Here is a 17739-nt window from a genome sequence, read left to right as displayed (position 1 = left end):
CGGCCGCCCGCACCCTCGTGCGGGCGTGTTTCGCCGCGACGGGCTTCCGTCGGTCGAATTGAAGATATATCATGCATCCTGAGGGCGTCGCTCGACGACGCGCCCTTGCGCGCCGTCACGTCGGCGGCCCGCCTACCCACAGGAGATAAGCATGAATACATCGCAACGCCCCGCGACCGAGGCGCCCCGGCTGGCTGTCGTGACGGGCGGCGGCACGGGCATCGGCCTGGCGTGCGCCCGCCATTTCGCCGGCATGGGATGGCGCGTGATCGCGCTGGGCATGGACCGCGAGGACACCGACGCCCCGGGCGTCGCGTTCTCGAAGCTCGACGTGACCGACGAGGCCGCCGTGAAGCAGGCGGTGCAGGGCCTGGACGGCATCGACGCGCTGGTCAACGCGGCCGGCCTGATCCGGCACGAAGGGCGTGAATGGGAGCCCGAAGGCTTCCGCCAGGTGCTGGAAGTGAACCTCGTGGGCACCCAGCTCATGACCATGGCCTGCAAGGACGCGCTGGCGAAGCGCCAGGGCGCGGTGGTGAACTTCGCCTCGATGTTCAGCTGGTTCGGCTCGCGCAACAACCCCTCGTACGCGGCCAGCAAGGGCGCGGTGGTGGCGCTCACGCGCTCGCATGCGATGGCCTTCGCCGAGCTCGGCATCCGCGTGAACGCGGTGGCGCCTGGCTGGATCGACACCCGGCTGGCCAGCGGCGCCATCCACAACCCCGACCGCGCGCCGGGCATCCTCGCACGCATCCCCGCCAAGCGCTGGGGCGCTGCCGAAGAGGTGGCCGACGTGGTGGGCTTCCTCAGCACCGCGGCGTCTCGCTATGTGACCGGCGCGCTGCTGCCGGTCGACGGCGGCTTCCACATCGGTTGACGAAAAAAAGGCCGAGGCCGGCGCGCATGCGCCGCCTCGGCCTTCTTCGGGCCTCAGACCTCGAGCAGGATCTTCCCGATGTGCTCCGAGGACTCCATCAGCGCGTGGGCCTCGGCCGCCCGGGCGATCGGGAACACGCGGTGCACCACGGGCGCGATCTGCTGGCTGCTCAGCAGGGGCCAGACCCGCTCCTGCAGCTCGTCGGCGATGCGCGCCTTGTCCGCCAGGCTGCGCGGCCGCAGCGTGGAGCCGGTGAAGTGCAGGCGCTTGACCATCAGCGGGGTCCAGTCGAGCTCGACCTTCGAAGCCTCGAGGAAGGAGATCTGGACCAGCCGGCCCTCGACCGCCAGCGCCTGGAGGTTGCGCGCGATGTAGCGGCCGCCGACCATGTCCAGCACCACGTTCACGCCCTGGCCGCCCGTGGCCTCGAGCGCGACGGCGACGAAGTCCTGCTCGCGGTAGTTGATCGCGAAGCTGGCGCCGGCGTCGCGGCAGGCCGCTGCCTTGGCCGCGCTGCCCGCGGTGCTCAGCACCGTGGCGCCGAAGGCCCTGGCCAACTGGATGGCCGTGAGCCCGATGCCCGAGGAGCCGCCGTGGACCAGCACGCTCTCGCCGGCGCGCAGGCCGGCGCGCTGGAACAGGTTGGTCCAGACGGTGAAGTAGTTCTCCGGCAGCGCCGCGGCCTGCAGCAGCGACAGGCCCTGCGGCACGGGCAGCACCTGCCCCTGCGGCGCGACCACGTACTGCGCATAGCCGCCGCCGTTGGTCAGCGCGCAGACCGCGTCGCCGACCTTCCAGCGCTCCACGCCTTCGCCCAGCGCGACCACCTCGCCCGACACCTCGAGGCCGAGGATCTGCGAAGCGCCGGGCGGCGGCGCATAGAGGCCGGCGCGCTGCAGCGCCTCGGGGCGGTTGACGCCCGCGTACGCGACGCGGATCAGCACCTCGCCCGGCGCGGGCACGGGCCGCGGGCCGCTGGCGATCTTCAGCACCTCCGGACCGCCGCCCGCGCCGTGGTCGACGTAGTCCATCAGCGACAGCGTGCTCATGCCGCGGCTCCGCTGCGCACCGAGTCGGTGGTGCCGCCGGCCAGCGCCGCGCGCGCCACGGCCTCGATGCCCGGGCCGTCGAGCCGGTAGTGCGCATAGAGGTGCGTGGGCGGCGCGATCAGGCTGTACTCGTCGTGGATGCCGTGGCGCACCAGGCGCGCGCCCGTGCCCTCGTCGGCCAGCACCTCGGCAACCGCGGCGCCGAGGCCGCCCAGCACGTTGTGCTCCTCGACGGTCACCAGCAGCTTCGAGCGGGCCGCGGCCTTCAGCACGGCCTCGCGGTCCAGCGGCTTGATCGTCGCCATGTCCAGCACGCCGACCGAATGGCCCGCGGCGCGCAGCGCCTGGGCCGCGTCGAGCGCACCCTTGACGGCCATGCCGCAGGCGATCAGTGTGAGGTCCGTGCCCTGGCCGTGCTCGATGGCCTTGCCGATGACGAAGGGCGTGCCCTTTTCGTAGACTTCGGGCTCGCGGCCGCGGCCGATGCGGAAGTAGATCGGCTCGGGCCAGTGCACCGAGGCCTTGATGGCGGCCGCGAACTGCGGGCCGTCCGCGGGCGAGATCACCGTCAGGCCCGCGATCGCGCGCGTGGTCGAGATGTCCTCGGTCGCGTGGTGCGAGGTGCCGTAGAAGCCCAGCGAGATGCCGGTGTGGTGGCCGATCAGGCGCACCGGTAGCTTGCTGTAGGCCACGTCCATGCGGATCTGCTCGCAGCACAGCAGGCCCAGGAAGGACGCGAAGGTCGCGACGAAGGGCATGTAGCCTGTGGTCGCGAGCCCGGCGGCGGCCGTCACCATGTTCTGTTCCGAGATGCCGAACTGCGTGAAGCGCTCGGGGAAGCGGGTGGCGAACTTGTTGAGGCCGTTCGAGTACTGCAGGTCGGCCGAGCCGGCCACCACCGGATGGCCTTGCTCGGCCAGTTCGATGAGCGCGTCGGAGAAGTAGTTGAGGCCCGGCGTGATGGCGTTGAGGGCGCGGTATTGCCAGGATTCGGTGCTGAGAAGCTTGCTCATTTTCAGATGTCCTTGTTCATGATCTCGGCCACGGCGGCCTCTGCGTCGGCGGGGGCGAGGTAGCCCAGGTGCCAGCCCGGCTCGGTCTCCATGTAGGAGACGCCGCGGCCCTTGATGGTCTTGGCGATCACGCAGGCGGGGCGGTCGCGCGTCGTGTCGGCGCGCAGGCGGCGCAGCAGGGCGGTGAGCGCGCCCAGGTCGTGGCCGTCGACCTCGTGCGTCTCCCAGCCGAAGGCGCGCCACTTCTCGGCCAGCGACTCGACGCCGATCACGTCGTCCACCTTGCCGTCGAGCTGGTAGCCGTTGCGGTCCACGATGCCGATCAGGCGCGACAGCTTGTGGTGCGCGGCGAACAGGGCCGCCTCCCAGACCTGGCCCTCCTGCATCTCGCCGTCGCCCACCATCGCGAACACCGCGAAGTCCTTGCCCTGCATGCGGCCGCCCAGCGCCATGCCGGCACCGGCCGACATCGCATGGCCGATCGAACCCGAGCTGAAATCGATGCCCGGCACCTTGGTCATGTCGGGGTGGTCGCCCAGCGGGCTGCCCAGGCGGGTGTAGTCGTCCAGCGAGGCCTTCGGGATGAAGCCCTTCTCCGCCAGGATCGGGAACAGGCCGACGGCCGCGTGGCCCTTGCCCATCAGGAAGCGGTCGCGGTCGGCCCATTGCGGCTCACCCTCGCGCAGCTGCATCACGTCGTAGTAGAGCGAAGAGAAGATTTCGGCGCAAGAGAACACCGAGCTGTAGTGCCCGACCTTCGCGATCTCGATCAGGCGGATGGTCTCGAGGCGCACGAAGCGGGCCTTCTCCCGCAGCAGCGCGATCTGCTCGGGGGAGGGCGTGAAGTCCGCGCTCGGCGCGGCGGTGGAGGGGGTTGGGGTCATGGGTCTTCCTTTTTTGGACTTAAATATATGATATATCTTCTTTTGGGGCAAAGGCGGGCGCCTTCTTTTCGTCCCCGCTCAGAGCCCCAGATAGCTGGCGCGCAGGTGCGGGTTGTGCAGCAGTTCCGCGCCGGTGCCGGTGAGCGCGACGGCGCCGTTCTCGAGCACGTAGCCGCGGTCCGCGATCTTCAGCACCATCTGCACGTTCTGCTCGATCACCAGCACCGCCAGGCCGCGGTCGCGGATGCGCACGATGCTGTCGAACAGCCGCTGCACCATGATCGGCGCCAGGCCCAGCGAGGGCTCGTCGAGTGCCAGCACCTTGGGCAGCGCCATCAGCGCGCGGCCCACCGCCACCATCTGCTGCTGGCCGCCCGACATGGTGCCGGCCAGCTGGCCGCGCCGCTCGGCGAGGATCGGGAACAGCTCGAACACTTCCTCCAGCGTGCGCTGGCGCACCGCCTTGGCGTGCGCGCTGCTGGCGCCCACGAGCAGGTTCTCCAGCACCGACATCTCGGTGAACAGCTGCTTGCCCTCGGGCGACTGGACGAAGCCCTGGGTCACGATGTCGTGCGGCTTGCGCCCGACCAGCGATTCGCCCGCGAGCTGGATCTCGCCGCGCGTGGCGCGCAGCAGCCCCGACACGGTGCGCAGGAAGGTGGTCTTGCCGGCCCCGTTGGCGCCGATCAGCGCGGTGATGCTGCCGGGCGCGAGTTCCAGGTCGACGCCGCGCAGCACCTGCTGCTCGCCGTAGCCGGACCAGACGTTCCGGGCGCTAAATATCGTTGCCGGCATAGCCTTCTCCAAAGTAAGCGGTGAGCACGCGCGGATCGTTGACCACGTCGGCGGGCTTGCCGTCCGCGATCAGCGTGCCCTGGTCCATCACGATCACGCGGTCGGACAGACCCATGATCACCTTCATCACGTGTTCGACGATCAGCACCGAGATGCCCTGGTCGCGCACCTTGTGAACCAGCCGCACCATCTCGCCGGCCTCGCTCGGCGTGGCGCCAGCCACGACCTCGTCCATCAGCAGCAGGCGCGGCCCGGTGGCCAGCGCGCGGCCCAGTTCGAGCTTGCGCTTGTCGAAGGCCGTGAGGTCGCCCGCGTCGTGGTCGGCCCGGGCGGACATGCCGAGGAAATCGAGCATGCGCTCGGCCTCGGCGCGCGCCTTCGAGCGCGTGGGGTGGCGCGCGAAGGCTCCCACCATCACGTTCTCCAGCGCCGTCAGGCCGCCGAAGGGCCGCGAGATCTGGAAGGTGCGGGCGATGCCCGCATGGCAGATCTGGTTGGGGTTCATGCCGGCGATGTTGCGGCCCTCGAAGCGCACCTGGCCTTCGTCCAGCGGGTGGAAACCCGCGATCAGGTTGAAGGCCGTGGTCTTGCCGGCGCCGTTGGGGCCCAGCAGGCCGAGGATCTCGCCCTGCCGCAGGCTGAACGAGACGTCGCGCACCGCGTGCACCCCGCCGAAGCGCTTCTGCAGGCCCTGGACCTCGAGCATGGCGTTGCCGATGGCGCTCATGGGCGCACCTCCTGGACGTCGATGGCGGGGGCCGGATCGGGCTTGCGCAGGCCGCGGCGCGTGAGCCATTGCTGCAGCGGCGCGATCACGCCCTTGGGGAAATAGAGCACCGCCACCATCAGGATGGCGCCGTAGATCACCAGGTGCAGGCCGGGAAAGCGGCCGCCGAACCAGGCGCGGGTGATCTCCGCGATCGGATGCAGCAGCAGCGCGCCCAGCACCGGCCCGAGCACGGTGCCCTGGCCGCCGACGATGGCCATCAGCGCGGTGTCGATCGAGAACTCCATGCCCAGGTTGCGCTCGGGATTGATGTAGCGGAAGAACTGCGCGTAGAACGCGCCGCCCAGGCCGGTCATGAAGGCGCTGATCGCCAGCGCGGTCAGCGAGCAGCGGGTGCCGTTGACGCCCAGCGCGGCCGCGCCGTTGGGATCGCCGCGCACCGCCTTGAGGTAGTAGCCCAGGCGCGAGCGCTCGAGCACGATGGTGGCCAGCAGCATGACCACCAGCATCGCCAGCGCGATGTAGTAGTAGGGCACCTTGCCCTCGAACTGGAACACCTGCCAGCCGAGGTCGCTGGGTGGCACCACCAGGCCCTGCGCGCCCTTGAGCGGGATGCCCATGAACTCGTCGGTGTTCTCCAGCCAGATGCGCACGATCTCCGCGAAGGCGATGGTGGTGAGCGTGAAGTAGGGGCCGCGCAGCTTGAAGTTCGGGTAGCCGAGGATCACGGCCAGGATGGCCGCGAGCAGCCCTCCGGCCAGCATGCCGAACCAGGGCGACCAGCCGAGCTGGGTGTAGAGCAGCACGGTTGCGTAGCCGGCCAGGCCGGCGAAGACGGCATGGCCCAGCGAGAGCTGGCCGACGTAACCGCAGACGAAGTTCCAGGCCGACGCCATGTAGGCGAAGTACAGGATCATGGTCAGCGAGTGCAGCAGGTAGGCCTCCTGCACGAAGAAGGGCAGCACCAGCGCGATCGCCAGCAGGGGCAGGCCCAGGACCGCATTGATGGAGCGGCGGGAAGTAGACATGGGATTCCTTCAGATCTTGCGGCCGAGCAGGCCGTTGGGCCTGAACAGCAGCACGGCGATGAACAGGCCGAACGAGAAGATGGCGGCCGAGGTCGCGGTCACGTATTGCGAGGCCACCGACTCGAACACGCCGAGCAGCAGTCCGCCGAGGATCGAGCCCGGGATCGAGCCGATGCCGCCCAGCACCACGACCAGGAAGGACTTGACGCCGAACATCTGGCCGACGGTGGGCGTGATCGACAGGAAGGGCGTGAGCAGTGCGCCGAACAGTCCCAGGATCGCGGCGCCGATGCCGAAGGTGTGGTTGTAGACGCGCTGGATGTCGACGCCGCTCAGCGCGGCCGCCTCGCGGTTCTGCGCGGTGGCGCGGATCGCGCGGCCGCTGTCGGTGTGGCGCAAGGCCCACCACAGCGCCGCCGCCACCAGCACGCCGGCAGCGCAGCCGATCAGCCGCGGGATGTTGACCGGCAGGCCGGCGACCAGCAGCGAACCGCTGGCGAACTCGACGTTGGCCGAGCGCACGTCCGGGCCGAAGCCCATCAGCACCAGGTTGTCGAGCACCAGGTAGAGGCCGGTGGTCAGCAGCAGCGCGCCGAGCGGCTCGACCACCAGCGTGGACTCGCGCCGGATCAGCGGGGCGATCACCACGGACTGCGTGAAGTAGCCCAGCAGGTAGAGGAAGGGCACGGTGACCACGACCGAGGCATAGGGATGCCAGCCGAACGCGGCCCAGAGGCCCCAGCTCGCGTACATGGCGACCATGAGGAAGGAGCCGTGCGCGAAGTTGATCACGCGCAGCACGCCGAAGATCAGGCTGAGCCCGAGCGCGATGCCACCGTAGATGCCGCCCAGCAGCAGGCCGTTGACGACGGCGTAGAGAAGAATCAGGGGATCCATAAAGGCTTTCGAAGCCCGCCGGGCCGTGGCCCGGAGAGCGAGGGGGTGCGAAACGCGAAGCCGCCCGGCACCGGGCCGAGCGGACGAACAGGCGCGTCGGTTCGCGCGGGACTCAGCGACGTTCGGGCAGCGGCCAGACCGGGGTCACGCCGGCCAGCCGGTTCGCGGCGGGCCAGACGGTGCGGCGCTCGCCGCCATGGTTCTGCGAGATCACGCCGTGGGCGAAGGTGTTCTGGCCGTTCTCGTCGAACTTGATGCGCTCGTAGCCGGTGATCAGCGCCGGGCCGCTGGTGATGTCGGTCGCGGCCAGCGCGGCACGCAGCTTCTCGCGGTCCGCGGTGCCGGCGCGCTCGAGCGCGTCCTTGACGATGTAGACGTTCGACACGCCCTGGCCGCCATAGGCGTTGATGCTGTAGCCGATCGCGGCCGTGAAGCGCTTGTCGGCGTCGATCGACGCGGCGTCCTTGGTGGCCCGCATGATGTCGATCTGGAAGTCCTCCTGCACGAACATGTTCTCCACCGTCTTGGGCGACACGGCCTTGTAGAAGTTCGGGTCCTCCGAACCGCCGCCGACCGAATGCACGCCGTAGGGCACGTAGACGCCGGCCTCGTTGAACTGGCGCGTGAACAGGATGTGGTCGGGCGTGTAGGCCACCACGATCAGCGCCTCGGGCTTGGTGGCGCGGATCTTCAGCAGCTGGGCCGAGAAGTCCGACTGGTTGGGCGGATAGGACTCGTCGAGCGAGATCTGGTAGCCGCGTTCCTTGGCCAGCTTCTTGACGTTGGCCGAATGCGAGCGGCCCCAGTCGGTGCCCTCGTAGAACAGGCCGATGGTCTTCGGTCCCTTGCCGGTTTCCTTCTTGAGCATGTCGATGGCGTCGAGCTGCTCGCGGGCGTCGTAGGTGGCCTTGTTGTTCGGCCGGAACACGTACTTGAAGTTGCGCTCGGTGATCTCGTCCTTGACCGCGCCCGTGACCAGCCAGGGCGTCTTGTAGCGCTCGGCGAGCTCGGTCGCGGGGAAGGTCACGCCGCTGTTGTAGGCACCCACCACCATCGCGACGTTCTCGCGCGTGATCAGGCGCTCGGTCTCGGCCACCCCGACGTCGGGCTTGGACTGGCTGTCGGCGAAGAGGGGCACCAGCTTCGCGCCGCCCATGGACTTGATGCCGCCGGCCGCGTTGATCTGCGCGACCGCGACTTCGGCGCCGACCTTGGTCTGGTTGCCGATGGTGGCCGCGCCGCCGGACAGCGGCAGCACGAAGCCGATCTTCACGTCCTTGGCCTGGGCCGAGGCGAGGGCGCAGAGGCCGCCCAGGGCCATGGCGGTCGCCGCCATGGCCAGTGCGCGGAACGCGCCCGGTTTCGTAGATTGCATGGAGTGTCTCCTGGTGGATGGGGGAATGGGGTGGAAGCGAACGGGACTCAGCCCCGCGGCCCGAGGACGAACTCGGCCAGCAGCTGGACCTGGGTCTGGACCATGTGGACGCCGCGGTGCACGCGCAGTCCCAGGTCCGATGCGCGCTGCAGCAGCGCGGTGGTGTCGGGTTGCATCACGACCTCGGCGACCACGGTCGCCGGGCCGAGCGTGGCCGGGTCGAAGGGCAGGGCGTCGCCCGGGTGCAGGCCCAGGGCGGTGCCGTTGATTGCGAGGTCGAGCGCCGAGGGGTCGGCGAGCGTGGCGTGCACCGTGACCTCCGGATAGAGCGCCGCCAGCTCGCGCGCCAGCGCCTCGGCCTTCGCGGGGGTCCGGTTGATCAGGTGCAGGTGGGCCAGGCCCTGGTGGCACAGCGCGTGCGCGATCGCGGTGCCGGCCCCGCCGGCGCCGAACAGGGCCGCGCGCCGTCCGCGGATGTCGATGCCCTGCGAGACGAGGCCGGCGACGAAGCCGATGCCGTCGTACATGCGGCCGACGAAGCGACCGTCGGCGCCACGCCGCGCGACGTTGCACACGCCCATGTGGAGCGCCGCGCCTTCCAGCGAATCCACCAGCGTGGCAACCGGCGCCTTGTGCGGGATGGTGACCACCACACCGGCGAGGTTCTCGATGTGCCGAAGGCTCTGCCAGGTCGACTGCAGGTGCGCGGGCGGTACCTTGAGCGCGAACATCACCGCGTTGAGGCCGCGGGCCGCGCAGTAGCTGTTGAACAGCGCCGGCGTGCGCACATGCTCCGAGGGATAGGCCAGCAGCGGCACCAGGCGGGTGTGGCCATCGATGGTCGGATGGGCAGCGGAGGAAAGAGGGACGGGGGCTTGCACGGATGTCTTTCGAGTGTTGAGATGTATGATATATCCTGCGTCATGCGCCATATCTGGGGTTTACCCAGGCCCTCGTTACTTCAGGAGACAACTCGATGACCCCATCCCCCGCCGCCGCTTCTGCCGGTGCTCCGCGTCCGCGCGTGTTCGGTGCGCCACTGCGCTACATCCAGGGACCCGGCGCGCTCGACGCCGTGGGCGCGCAGGCCGCGCTGACCGGAACGATCGCCCTGCTGGTGGCGGATCGCGTGGTGCTGCAACTGGTGGAACCCAAGGTGCGCGCCGCCTGCGCGGCCGCCGGCGTGCGGCTGGAGGTCGCGCTGTTCTCGGGCGAGGTGACGCCGCCGGAAATCGAACGGCTGTGCGCCCAGGTCCGCGCGCTCGCGCCCACCGCCGTCATCGCCGCGGGCGGCGGCAAGGGCATCGACATCGGCAAGGCCGTGGCCCACGCGCTGGGCGCCGAAGTGATCAGCGTGCCGACGGTGGCCTCCAACGATGCGCCGACCAGCAAGATCTACGTGGTCTACGACGAATCGCACCGCCTGCTCGCGGTCGAGCACATGGACCGCAACCCCAGTGCCGTGATCGTCGACACCGAACTGATCGCACGCGCGCCGGCGCGCCTGCTGCTGGCCGGCATCGGCGACGCGATCTCGAAGACCTTCGAGGTGGCCCAATGCCAGCGCGCGGGCGGCGCCAACATCTACGGCGGCGCCGGCACGCTGGCCGCGATCGCGCTGGCGGCGTTGTGCTACGACATGCTGCGTGCGCACGCACCCGCTGCGCTGCGTGCGGTCGAGCGCCAGCAGCCCAATGCCGCGCTGGAGAACTGCGTGGAGGCGGCGGTGCTGCTGTCGGGCATGTGCTTCGAGAACGGCGGCCTGTCGATCGCCCATGCGATGACGCGCGGCCTGACCGCCGTGCGCGGCGCGCGCGATGCGCTGCACGGTCTGCAGGTGGCTTACGGCCTGTTGGTCCAGCTGGTGCTGGAGGAGCGCGACACGGCCTTCGTGCAGGAACTGGTGGACTTCTACCGCGGCATCGGGCTGCCGACGTCGCTGGGCGACCTCGGCGTGAGCGCGCCGACCGCGGCCGAGATCCAGCAGATCGCCGAACTCACCATGACCGCGCCGCATGTGCGCAATTTCCAGCGTCCGCTCGACGCGGCGCAGATCGCCGCCGCAATCCACGGCATCGAGGCGGAGCGGGCGGTGGCGGCCTGAGGCGCGCGCGGGCGGGCGGCCGTTCACCCTGGTGCTTCGGTGCGGCCGTCGGCGGTGATGCGCTGCCGCACCGCGTCGGGCCAGGGCACCGGGCGGTGCGTGCGGTCGTCGCACAGCACCGTCGTCACGCGGGCCTCGAACAGCGCCTGCGCCGGGCCCTCTAGCCGGCAGAGCACCTCGGCGCTGGTGCGGCCCAGGCGCAGCACCCGCATGCACATCTGCAGTTCGGCGTCGCGCGGCGCCGGCCGAAGGTAGTGCACGTCGAGGCGCAGGATCACCTGCGAGCAGGCGCCGGTGCCCGGCGCGGGCAACCCGACGGCCACCGCATGCTCGTTGCGCACGTCCTCGCACCAGCGCAGGTAGGCCAGGTGGTGCACGTGGCCCAGCGCGTCGAGGTCGCTCCAGCGCACCTGCACGCGCAGGTGCCAGTCCCAGGGGGGCGGAGCATCCTCAGGCGACGCCCATGCAGACATACTTGAGTTCCATGTAGTCGTCGATGCCGTGGCGCGAGCCTTCGCGCCCCAGGCCCGACTGCTTGATGCCGCCGAAGGGCGCCTCGGCGGTCGAGATCAGGCCGGTGTTCACGCCCACCATGCCGAACTCCAGTCGTTCGGCGATGCGCCAGCTCCGGCGCAGGCTGCGCGTGTAGATGTACGAGGCCAGCCCGAACTCGGTGTCGTTCGCGATCCGGACCGCCTCGTCCTCGTCGGCGAAGCGGATCAGCGGCGCGAGCGGGCCGAAGGTCTCCTCGCGCGCCACGAGCATTGCGGAGGTGACGCCGGTCATCACGGCCGGCTCGAAGAAGTTGCCCTCCAGCCGCCGCCCGCCGACCGCCAGGGTCGCACCGCCGGCCAGCGCATCGGCGATGTGCTCCTCGACCTTCTGCACCGCCTTGGCGTCGATCAGCGGCCCGACCTGCACGCCGGCCGCGACGCCGTTGCCGACCCGCAGCGCCGCGACCCGCGCCACCAGCCTGGCGGCGAAGGCCTCGTAGACCGCGTCGTGCACGAGGATGCGGTTCGCGCACACGCAGGTCTGGCCGTTGTTGCGGAACTTGGCGACCATTGCGCCCTCGACGGCCGCGTCCAGGTCGGCGTCGTCGAAGACGATGAATGGCGCGTTGCCGCCGAGTTCCAGCGACAGCTTCTTGATGGTGGGCGCGCTCTGCTGCATCAGCTGGCGGCCGACTTCGGTCGAACCGGTGAAGCTGATCTTGCGCACCCGCGGGTTGGCCGTGAGTTCGCCCGCGATCTCGCTTGCGCTGCCGGTCACGATGTTGATCACGCCCGGCGGAATGCCCGCCTGCTCGGCCAGCACCGCCATGGCGAGCGCGGAGAAGGGCGTCTGCGAAGCGGGCTTGACCACCATGGTGCAGCCGGCGGCCAGCGCCGGGCCCAGCTTGCGCGCCAGCATGGCGTTGGGAAAGTTCCAGGGCGTGATGGCGGCGCAGACGCCGATGGGCTGGCGCAGCGCGACCAGGCGGGTGTCGGCGTTGGCGGAAGGAATCACCTCGCCGTAGGTTCGGCGTGCTTCCTCGGCGAACCACTCGATGAAGCTCGCGCCGTAGGCGACCTCGCCGCGCGCCTCCGCCAGCGGCTTACCCTGCTCGGTGGTCAGGATCAGCGCCAGGTCGTCCTGCGCGGCCATCAGGCGTTCGAACCAGTTTCGCAGCAGCACCGAGCGCTGCTTGGCGGTCAGCGCGGCCCAGGCCGGCAGCGCGGCTTCGGCGGCCTCGATGGCCTGCCGCGTGGCGGCACCGGACATGCGCGGCACCTGGCCGATGGTCTCCCCGGTGGCGGGGTTGCGCACCGTGAGGGTCTCCGGGGCGTCGAGCCAGGCGCCGCCGATCAGTGCCTGTTGACGGAACAGCGTGGGGTCCTTGAGGCCTTGCATGATGGAAATGTCTCCTTTGAATGAATGATGATGCATGATATATCTTTTGACTCCAAAGTCGTCCCATGAAGCTGTTTCACTCCCCCGCATCACCCTTCGTGCGCAAGGTCACGGTGACCGCGATCGAGCTCGGACTGGCGGCCAGCATCGAGCCGCTGCCGGCCGCCGCGAGCCCTGTCCGGCCCGACCTCGCGGTGGCCGCGCACAACCCGAGCGGCCGCGTGCCGACCCTGCTCACCGACGAGGGCATTGCGCTCTACGACTCGGCCGTGATCTGCGAGTACCTCGATGCGCTCGACGGCCGGCAGCGCGTCTTTCCCGCGTCGGGTCCGCTGCGCTGGCGGGCGCTGCAGGCGCAGGCGCTGGGAGACGGCCTGCTCGAGGCCGCCCTGCTCGCACGCTATGAAGGCACGCTGCGGCCCGAGTCCTGCCGCTGGCCCGCGTGGACCGAAGGCCAGCTGCGCAAGGTGAGCGCCTCGCTGGACGCGGCGTCAGCCCATGTCGCGGACGCCGACGATGCCTTCGACATCGGCCACATCACGATCGCCTGCGCGCTGGGCTACCTGGACTTCCGCTTCCCGGACCTGGCCTGGCGCGAAGGCCGCTCGGAGGTGGCGGCCTGGTTCGAGGCGGTGCGGCAGCGTCCTTCGATGGTGGCGACGCAGCCCGCCTGAGGCGGCATCAAAGACTGGCCAGCAACACCGCGCGGCTCACATCCAGCGTGACGTCCTGCCGCTCGCCCAGTTGCGTCATGCCGTGCGCCGCCAGCTGGGCAACGACTTTCTCGATCTCCTCGGCACCGAGGCCGTAGGCCGACAGGCGCGTCGGGATGCCCAGTTGTTCGAAGAAGGCGCGCGTATGGGCGATGGCCTGGTCGATGCGTTGATCCTCGGTGCCGCCGGCCAGGCCCCAGACGCGTTCGGCGTACTGCAGCAGCTTGGCGCGCTTGGCCTCGCGGCGCACCTGCAGCATCGAGGGCAGGACGATCGCCAGCGTGCGGGCGTGGTCGATGCCATGCAGCGCGGTCAGCTCGTGGCCCACGACGTGCGTGGCCCAGTCCTGCGGCACACCTGCGCCGATCAGGCCGTTGAGGGCCAACGTGGCCGACCACATGAGGTTGGCGCGCAGCGTCTCGTTCTCGGGCTCGGCCAGCGTGCGCGGGCCGATCTCGATCAGGAGCTGCAGCAGGCCCTCGGCCAGGCGGTCCTGCACCAGGCCGCCCGCGGGATGGGTCAGGTACTGCTCCATCACGTGCGTGAACGCATCGGCCACGCCGTTCGCCACCTGCCGTGCCGGCAGCGTGAAGGTCTTGGTCGGGTCCAGGATCGAGAAGGCCGGAAACACGTGCGGGCTCATGAAGACCAGCTTGGTCTGCGTGGCCTGGCGCGTCACCACCGCCGCGTTGTTCATCTCCGAGCCGGTCGCGGGCAACGTCAGCACGCAGCCCAGCGGCAGGGCACGGTGCACGCTGCGGCCTTCGCTCTCGAGGATCTGCCAGGGGTCGCCCTCGAAGTCCGCGGCCGCGGCCACGAACTTGCTGCCGTCGATGATCGATCCGCCGCCGACCGCGAGCAGGAAGTCGCGCCGCTCCGCGCGCACCAGCGCGACGGCGCGCATCAGGGTCTCGTAGGTGGGGTTGGGCTCGATGCCGCCGAACTCCTGCACGTCGCGTTGGCCGAGGGCGCGCCGGACCTCGTCCAGCGTGCCGTTCGTCTGCGCGCTCGCGCCGCCGTAGAGCAGCAGCACCCGTGCGTTGGCGGGGACCCGCCGGTCCAGCTGCGCGATGGTGCCGGGGCCGAAGACGATGCGTGTGGGGTTGTGGAAATCGAAGTTCATCATGGTGATTTCTGTCCTGGTGAAGGCGGTCTTCAGCGGGTCGATGCCTTGCGGGCGCCGAGCGGCAGCCGCCACAGCTCGTAGCGTTCTGCGCCGCTCTTGACGGCGCCCGCGAAATGGTCGTTCAGCGCGCTGGAGGTGAAGACCAGGTCGCCGCCCGGCAAGAGGGCCGGCGTGTCCGGCCAGTGCACGCCGTCGTCGGAAGCGATCAGCGCCATGGTGTTCGTGCGCGGGTCGTACTTCACGATGCCGTTGCGCGTGACGTCGGTGATGTAGAGCGCACCCTTCGCGTCGGTGACGATGCCGTCGGTGTTGCCGCCCACCGGGCCCAGGTCGCGGACGGCCGCATCGACCTGCGCCGCGCTCGCATCGGCCTGGCGCAGGATCGCGGTCGGGATTGCATGGGCGCGGGTGCCCGTGGTCACGGTCCAGTACAGCGTGCGGCCGTCGGGCGACAGCGCGATGCCGTTGATGCCGATCAGCAGCGGGTTGCCGGCCCAGACCTCGGCGCCGTGCGAGACCACCTTCACCTCGCGCTCGATCTGCAGCGCCGGATGCCGGTCCAGCACGCGCCGGGCCTGGCCCGAGGCGAAGTCCAGCACGATCACGCCGACCATGTTGTCCGGTGCGCTGCGCATGCCGCTGTCGGAGATGTAGGCCACGCGGCGGCGCTCGTCGACCGCGATGTCGTTGAGGAAGCTGCCCTTGCGGTCGGCCACGCCGTCGAGGGGGATGCGCTTGACCGTGCGGCCCGTCTTGAGGTCGAGCACCAGCACCTTCTGGGCGCCGGCCGGGGCCTCGGATTCACCGGCGATGAAGCCCATGTCGAGCGCCCAGAGCCAGCCGTTGCGGCGGTCGACGTGGAAGCCGAGCACGTTGCGCAGGGTCTGCTCCGGTGCCGCGGTCGTGGCGTTGCCCGTGAGCGAAGGGAAGGCGCTGAGCCGCGCCGGGCCGCTGCGAACGCTCAGGTCCAGCCGGCTGAGCGTGGCCGGTGCGGCGGTCGAGATCAGGCGTGGCGTGCTCACATAGGCCTGGCCCTGGGCGTCGAAGTGGATGCCGGCGATCGGCGCGCCGACCGAGCCCGCGAAGGGGGCCGGATCCGCGCCGCCTTGCGCGGGCTCCCAGCTGACGCCGGCATAGCTGCGCCAGCGTTCGAGCGGCAGGCCTTCGGCCGCGTGGGCGGCGTGCGTGCCGGTGACGAGGGCCGCCAGTGCGAAGGCGGCGATGCGGAAGGAGCGAGTGAACATGGTGTGCTCTGTGGGGAGGGAAAAGGAAGGAGAAGAGACGGTGCCCTCAGGCGACCTGCTTCAGGTGCAGCAGCTCGAAGGCGCCGATCAGCGGGCCGGCGGTGGCGCGGAAGTCGTCCATGTGCGGGCCGCGCATGTGGCGTTCCCAGGACGCGCGGTCGCGCCAGCGTTCGAAGAACACGACCCGGCCGGGCTGCGCCAGGGATTCGTGCAGTTCGTAGCTGATGCAGCCGACCTGCGCGCGTGCCAGCGGCGCGAGCGCGGCCTGCGCCTTCACGAGGCTGGCTTCATGGCCTGGTTTGGCCTGGACCAGGGCGACGATGACGAGGTCGGACATGGGGTGCCCCGCTCAGAGGATCGAGCGGAAGGTGCCGCCCTCGACGCGCACGGCCGCGCCGTTGGAGGCCGCGCCCTTCGGGCTGGCCAGCAGCGCCACCATGGCCGCGACCTCGTCGGCTTCGATCATCCGGGCGATCAGCGAGCTGGGGCGGTGGGTCTTGAAGAAGTGGGCCTCGATCTCCGCGTCGCTCATGCCGGCGCGCGGCGCGGTCTGGCGCAGGTAGTCGACGATGCCCTCGGAGCGGGTGGCGGCCGGCAGCACGCTGTTGACCGTCACGCCCGTGCCTTGGGTCAGCTCGGCCAGCCCGCGCGAGACCGCGAGCTGGGCCGACTTGCTCACGCCGTAGTGCACCATGTCCGGCGGCGTGAACGCACCGACCTCGCTCGAGATGAAGATCACCCGGCCCCAGTTCTTCCGCAGCATGCGCGGGAAGTAGTGGCGCGACAGCCGCACGCCCGACATCACGTTGACCTCGAGCATGCGCAGCCAGTCTTCGTCGCTGATCTCGGCGAAGGGCTTGGCTTCGTAGTAGCCCAGGTTGTTGACGAGGATGTCGGTGTCGGGTTGCGCCGCGATCAGCGCGGCGGCGCCGTCGGCGGTGCTCTGGTCGGACACGATGGCCGTGAGCCTCGCGCCCGGCGCGGCCGCGGCGATCTGGGCCACGGCGGCGTCGAGCTTGTCGCGGCTGCGCCCGGTGAGCGTGACCGCCACGCCTTCGGCGGCCAGCGTGCGGGCGATGGCCAGTCCGATGCCGGCGGTGGCGCCGGTGACGATGGCGGTCTTGTCCTGGAGTTGCAGGTCCATGGTGGATTCCTTGGGGGCTTATTTCAGTCGTTGGAGCATTTCGTGGGCGACACCGAGCGCCGACGCGGGGTTCTGGCCGGTGATCAGCTCGCGGTCCGTCACCACGTTCACGGTGAAGGGCACCTGATTGCTGCGGTAGCTGCCGCCGGCCTGCTGCAGCGCGGTCTGCGGGTAGAACTTCATGACGCCGCCCTGGAGCAGAGCCTTGGCCAGCGCTTCCTCCTGGTTGCTGATCACGGTCATGCGGTAGCCGGCGTAGAGCCAGTCCGGCCGCGGCGCGACCGTGCCCTTCGCCGCCAGCTGGCGCGTGAAGGCCGGGGCATCGGGCAAGGTCGACAGCAGCGCGATCGGTCCGTGGCACACCAGGGCCGTGGTCTTGCCGCGTGCGTGGAAGTCCGCCAGCAGGCGGCCGAGCGCGGGGCTGGTCAGCAGGTCCTGCATGGGCGCGTGGCCGCCGGGCACGTAGACCGCGTCGAAGTGCGCGTAGCCGATCTGCTCCACGCGCGAGAGGCTGATCACCGGCGAGTCCGTGCGCGAGGTGAGCTTGAGCTGGTCCAGCAGCGCCTGGTGTTCACGCAGCGCGGCTTCGTCGCCGTCGAAGTGCGCCTTGTCGGCCGAGGACGCGTCCAGCGTGGGCGCATCGCCCCTGGGCGTGGCGAAGGTCAGCTGGTGGCCGGCCTCGCGCAGCAGCTTCACCGGTTGCATCAGTTCGTTGAGGTAGAAGCCGGTGGAGAAGACCTTGCCGTCTTTGAGGTCCAGGCGGTCGGCATCCGACAGCACGACCAGCACGTTGGCGGCCTGGGCGCCGAGGGCGGACAGGCCGAGCAGGGCCGCGGCGGCGAGTCGGCGAAGGGGGATGTGTTTCATGGG

At 70.1% G+C, this 17739-nt stretch carries 19 protein-coding genes; 3 read left to right on the top strand and 16 right to left on the bottom strand.

All coding sequences use genetic code 11. From position 1 onward, the window contains the following. Positions 1-151 precede the first annotated feature (151 nt). Positions 152-877 carry an SDR family NAD(P)-dependent oxidoreductase gene (locus tag A9977_RS13560; RefSeq protein ID WP_183025375.1) on the top strand — a complete coding sequence of 242 codons (726 nt, stop codon included), beginning with the start codon at positions 152-154 and terminating at the stop codon, positions 875-877. Positions 878-930: 53 nt separating this feature from the next. Here A9977_RS13560 and A9977_RS13555 read toward each other — a convergent pair whose 3' ends face one another. From A9977_RS13555 to A9977_RS13515, 9 genes are all read right to left on the bottom strand, one after another. Continuing rightward, positions 931-1908 (bottom strand): NAD(P)H-quinone oxidoreductase, encoded by a 978-nt coding sequence (locus A9977_RS13555; protein ID WP_405054688.1) that lies wholly within the window; start codon positions 1906-1908, stop codon positions 931-933. A 14-nt stretch (positions 1909-1922) separates the two neighbouring features. Next, a complete protein-coding gene (locus tag A9977_RS13550) occupies positions 1923-2939 on the bottom strand; it encodes a transketolase C-terminal domain-containing protein (protein WP_183025373.1) in 1017 nt (338 codons plus the stop codon). A gap of 2 nt (positions 2940-2941) precedes the next feature. Next, positions 2942-3757 carry a transketolase gene (locus tag A9977_RS13545; protein ID WP_405054687.1) on the bottom strand — a complete coding sequence of 272 codons (816 nt, stop codon included), beginning with the start codon at positions 3755-3757 and terminating at the stop codon, positions 2942-2944. Between the two features lie 144 nt (positions 3758-3901). Next, positions 3902-4618 (bottom strand): ABC transporter ATP-binding protein, encoded by a 717-nt coding sequence (locus A9977_RS13540; protein WP_183025371.1) that lies wholly within the window; start codon positions 4616-4618, stop codon positions 3902-3904. Further along, positions 4599-5345 (bottom strand): ABC transporter ATP-binding protein, encoded by a 747-nt coding sequence (locus A9977_RS13535; protein WP_183025370.1) that lies wholly within the window; start codon positions 5343-5345, stop codon positions 4599-4601. Before A9977_RS13535 ends, A9977_RS13540 begins: the two co-directional genes overlap by 20 nt. Beyond that, the gene (locus A9977_RS13530; RefSeq protein WP_183025369.1) at positions 5342-6373 is read right to left on the bottom strand and encodes a branched-chain amino acid ABC transporter permease; all 1032 of its coding nucleotides are present in this window, start codon (positions 6371-6373) and stop codon (positions 5342-5344) included. The genes A9977_RS13535 and A9977_RS13530 overlap by 4 nt, the downstream gene beginning before the upstream one ends. Positions 6374-6382: 9 nt before the next feature. Then, complete coding sequence (locus A9977_RS13525) at positions 6383-7270, bottom strand: branched-chain amino acid ABC transporter permease (protein ID WP_183025368.1); 888 nt, start codon at positions 7268-7270, stop codon at positions 6383-6385. Positions 7271-7382: 112 nt separating this feature from the next. Further along, positions 7383-8645, bottom strand: coding sequence for an ABC transporter substrate-binding protein (locus A9977_RS13520; protein ID WP_259651958.1), 1263 nt, complete (start codon positions 8643-8645; stop codon positions 7383-7385). A gap of 47 nt (positions 8646-8692) precedes the next feature. Further along, positions 8693-9526, bottom strand: a complete 834-nt coding sequence (locus A9977_RS13515; RefSeq protein ID WP_310936130.1) for a shikimate dehydrogenase — start codon at positions 9524-9526, stop codon at positions 8693-8695. A gap of 95 nt (positions 9527-9621) precedes the next feature. On the opposite strand from A9977_RS13515, the gene A9977_RS13510 reads away from it, so the two are divergent. Continuing rightward, positions 9622-10749: a glycerol dehydrogenase gene (locus A9977_RS13510; protein ID WP_183025366.1), complete on the top strand. Its 1128-nt coding sequence runs from the start codon at positions 9622-9624 to the stop codon at positions 10747-10749. A 23-nt stretch (positions 10750-10772) separates the two neighbouring features. Here A9977_RS13510 and A9977_RS13505 read toward each other — a convergent pair whose 3' ends face one another. Both A9977_RS13505 and A9977_RS13500 read right to left on the bottom strand, forming a co-directional pair. Further along, on the bottom strand, positions 10773-11222 hold the full coding sequence (locus A9977_RS13505; protein ID WP_183025365.1) for a thioesterase family protein: 450 nt from the start codon (positions 11220-11222) through the stop codon (positions 10773-10775). After that, positions 11200-12642: an NAD-dependent succinate-semialdehyde dehydrogenase gene (locus A9977_RS13500; protein ID WP_183025364.1), complete on the bottom strand. Its 1443-nt coding sequence runs from the start codon at positions 12640-12642 to the stop codon at positions 11200-11202. Before A9977_RS13500 ends, A9977_RS13505 begins: the two co-directional genes overlap by 23 nt. Before the next feature lie 65 nt (positions 12643-12707). On the opposite strand from A9977_RS13500, the gene A9977_RS13495 reads away from it, so the two are divergent. Continuing rightward, positions 12708-13316: a glutathione S-transferase gene (locus tag A9977_RS13495; RefSeq protein ID WP_183025363.1), complete on the top strand. Its 609-nt coding sequence runs from the start codon at positions 12708-12710 to the stop codon at positions 13314-13316. Between the two features lie 7 nt (positions 13317-13323). Here A9977_RS13495 and A9977_RS13490 read toward each other — a convergent pair whose 3' ends face one another. From A9977_RS13490 to A9977_RS13470, 5 genes are read right to left on the bottom strand one after another with little or no spacing between them, the layout of a single operon-like run. Then, positions 13324-14481 carry an iron-containing alcohol dehydrogenase gene (locus A9977_RS13490; RefSeq protein WP_183025362.1) on the bottom strand — a complete coding sequence of 386 codons (1158 nt, stop codon included), beginning with the start codon at positions 14479-14481 and terminating at the stop codon, positions 13324-13326. A gap of 29 nt (positions 14482-14510) precedes the next feature. Then, positions 14511-15725, bottom strand: coding sequence for an L-dopachrome tautomerase-related protein (locus A9977_RS13485; protein ID WP_183025361.1), 1215 nt, complete (start codon positions 15723-15725; stop codon positions 14511-14513). Between the two features lie 46 nt (positions 15726-15771). Then, on the bottom strand, positions 15772-16062 hold the full coding sequence (locus tag A9977_RS13480; RefSeq protein WP_183025360.1) for a putative quinol monooxygenase: 291 nt from the start codon (positions 16060-16062) through the stop codon (positions 15772-15774). 12 nt (positions 16063-16074) lie between these two features. Further along, on the bottom strand, positions 16075-16869 hold the full coding sequence (locus A9977_RS13475; RefSeq protein WP_183025359.1) for an SDR family NAD(P)-dependent oxidoreductase: 795 nt from the start codon (positions 16867-16869) through the stop codon (positions 16075-16077). Positions 16870-16887: 18 nt separating this feature from the next. Further along, complete coding sequence (locus A9977_RS13470; protein WP_183025358.1) at positions 16888-17736, bottom strand: type 1 glutamine amidotransferase domain-containing protein; 849 nt, start codon at positions 17734-17736, stop codon at positions 16888-16890. Between the last annotated feature and the right edge of the window lie 3 nt (positions 17737-17739).

The sequence above is a fragment of the Variovorax sp. UMC13 genome (assembly GCF_014170375.1).
GTDB lineage: Bacteria > Pseudomonadota > Gammaproteobacteria > Burkholderiales > Burkholderiaceae_C > Variovorax.
Note: the sequence above shows the minus strand (reverse complement) of the source record. Positions and strands in the feature narration are given on the sequence as shown.

Bases quoted from the DNA above. Each gene is read 5' to 3' on its own strand.
- A9977_RS13560 (WP_183025375.1), top strand. From the start codon at position 152: ATGAATACATCGCAACGCCCCGCGACCGAGGCGCCCCGGCTGGCTGTC.
- A9977_RS13555 (WP_405054688.1), bottom strand. From the start codon at position 1,908: ATGGACTACGTCGACCACGGCGCGGGCGGCGGTCCGGAGGTGCTGAAG.
- A9977_RS13550 (WP_183025373.1), bottom strand. From the start codon at position 2,939: ATGAGCAAGCTTCTCAGCACCGAATCCTGGCAATACCGCGCCCTCAAC.
- A9977_RS13540 (WP_183025371.1), bottom strand. From the start codon at position 4,618: ATGCCGGCAACGATATTTAGCGCCCGGAACGTCTGGTCCGGCTACGGC.
- A9977_RS13535 (WP_183025370.1), bottom strand. From the start codon at position 5,345: ATGAGCGCCATCGGCAACGCCATGCTCGAGGTCCAGGGCCTGCAGAAG.
- A9977_RS13530 (WP_183025369.1), bottom strand. From the start codon at position 6,373: ATGTCTACTTCCCGCCGCTCCATCAATGCGGTCCTGGGCCTGCCCCTG.
- A9977_RS13525 (WP_183025368.1), bottom strand. From the start codon at position 7,270: ATGGATCCCCTGATTCTTCTCTACGCCGTCGTCAACGGCCTGCTGCTG.
- A9977_RS13520 (WP_259651958.1), bottom strand. From the start codon at position 8,645: ATGCAATCTACGAAACCGGGCGCGTTCCGCGCACTGGCCATGGCGGCG.
- A9977_RS13510 (WP_183025366.1), top strand. From the start codon at position 9,622: ATGACCCCATCCCCCGCCGCCGCTTCTGCCGGTGCTCCGCGTCCGCGC.
- A9977_RS13505 (WP_183025365.1), bottom strand. From the start codon at position 11,222: ATGTCTGCATGGGCGTCGCCTGAGGATGCTCCGCCCCCCTGGGACTGG.
- A9977_RS13500 (WP_183025364.1), bottom strand. From the start codon at position 12,642: ATGCAAGGCCTCAAGGACCCCACGCTGTTCCGTCAACAGGCACTGATC.
- A9977_RS13495 (WP_183025363.1), top strand. From the start codon at position 12,708: ATGAAGCTGTTTCACTCCCCCGCATCACCCTTCGTGCGCAAGGTCACG.
- A9977_RS13490 (WP_183025362.1), bottom strand. From the start codon at position 14,481: ATGATGAACTTCGATTTCCACAACCCCACACGCATCGTCTTCGGCCCC.
- A9977_RS13485 (WP_183025361.1), bottom strand. From the start codon at position 15,725: ATGTTCACTCGCTCCTTCCGCATCGCCGCCTTCGCACTGGCGGCCCTC.
- A9977_RS13480 (WP_183025360.1), bottom strand. From the start codon at position 16,062: ATGTCCGACCTCGTCATCGTCGCCCTGGTCCAGGCCAAACCAGGCCAT.
- A9977_RS13475 (WP_183025359.1), bottom strand. From the start codon at position 16,869: ATGGACCTGCAACTCCAGGACAAGACCGCCATCGTCACCGGCGCCACC.
- A9977_RS13470 (WP_183025358.1), bottom strand. From the start codon at position 17,736: ATGAAACACATCCCCCTTCGCCGACTCGCCGCCGCGGCCCTGCTCGGC.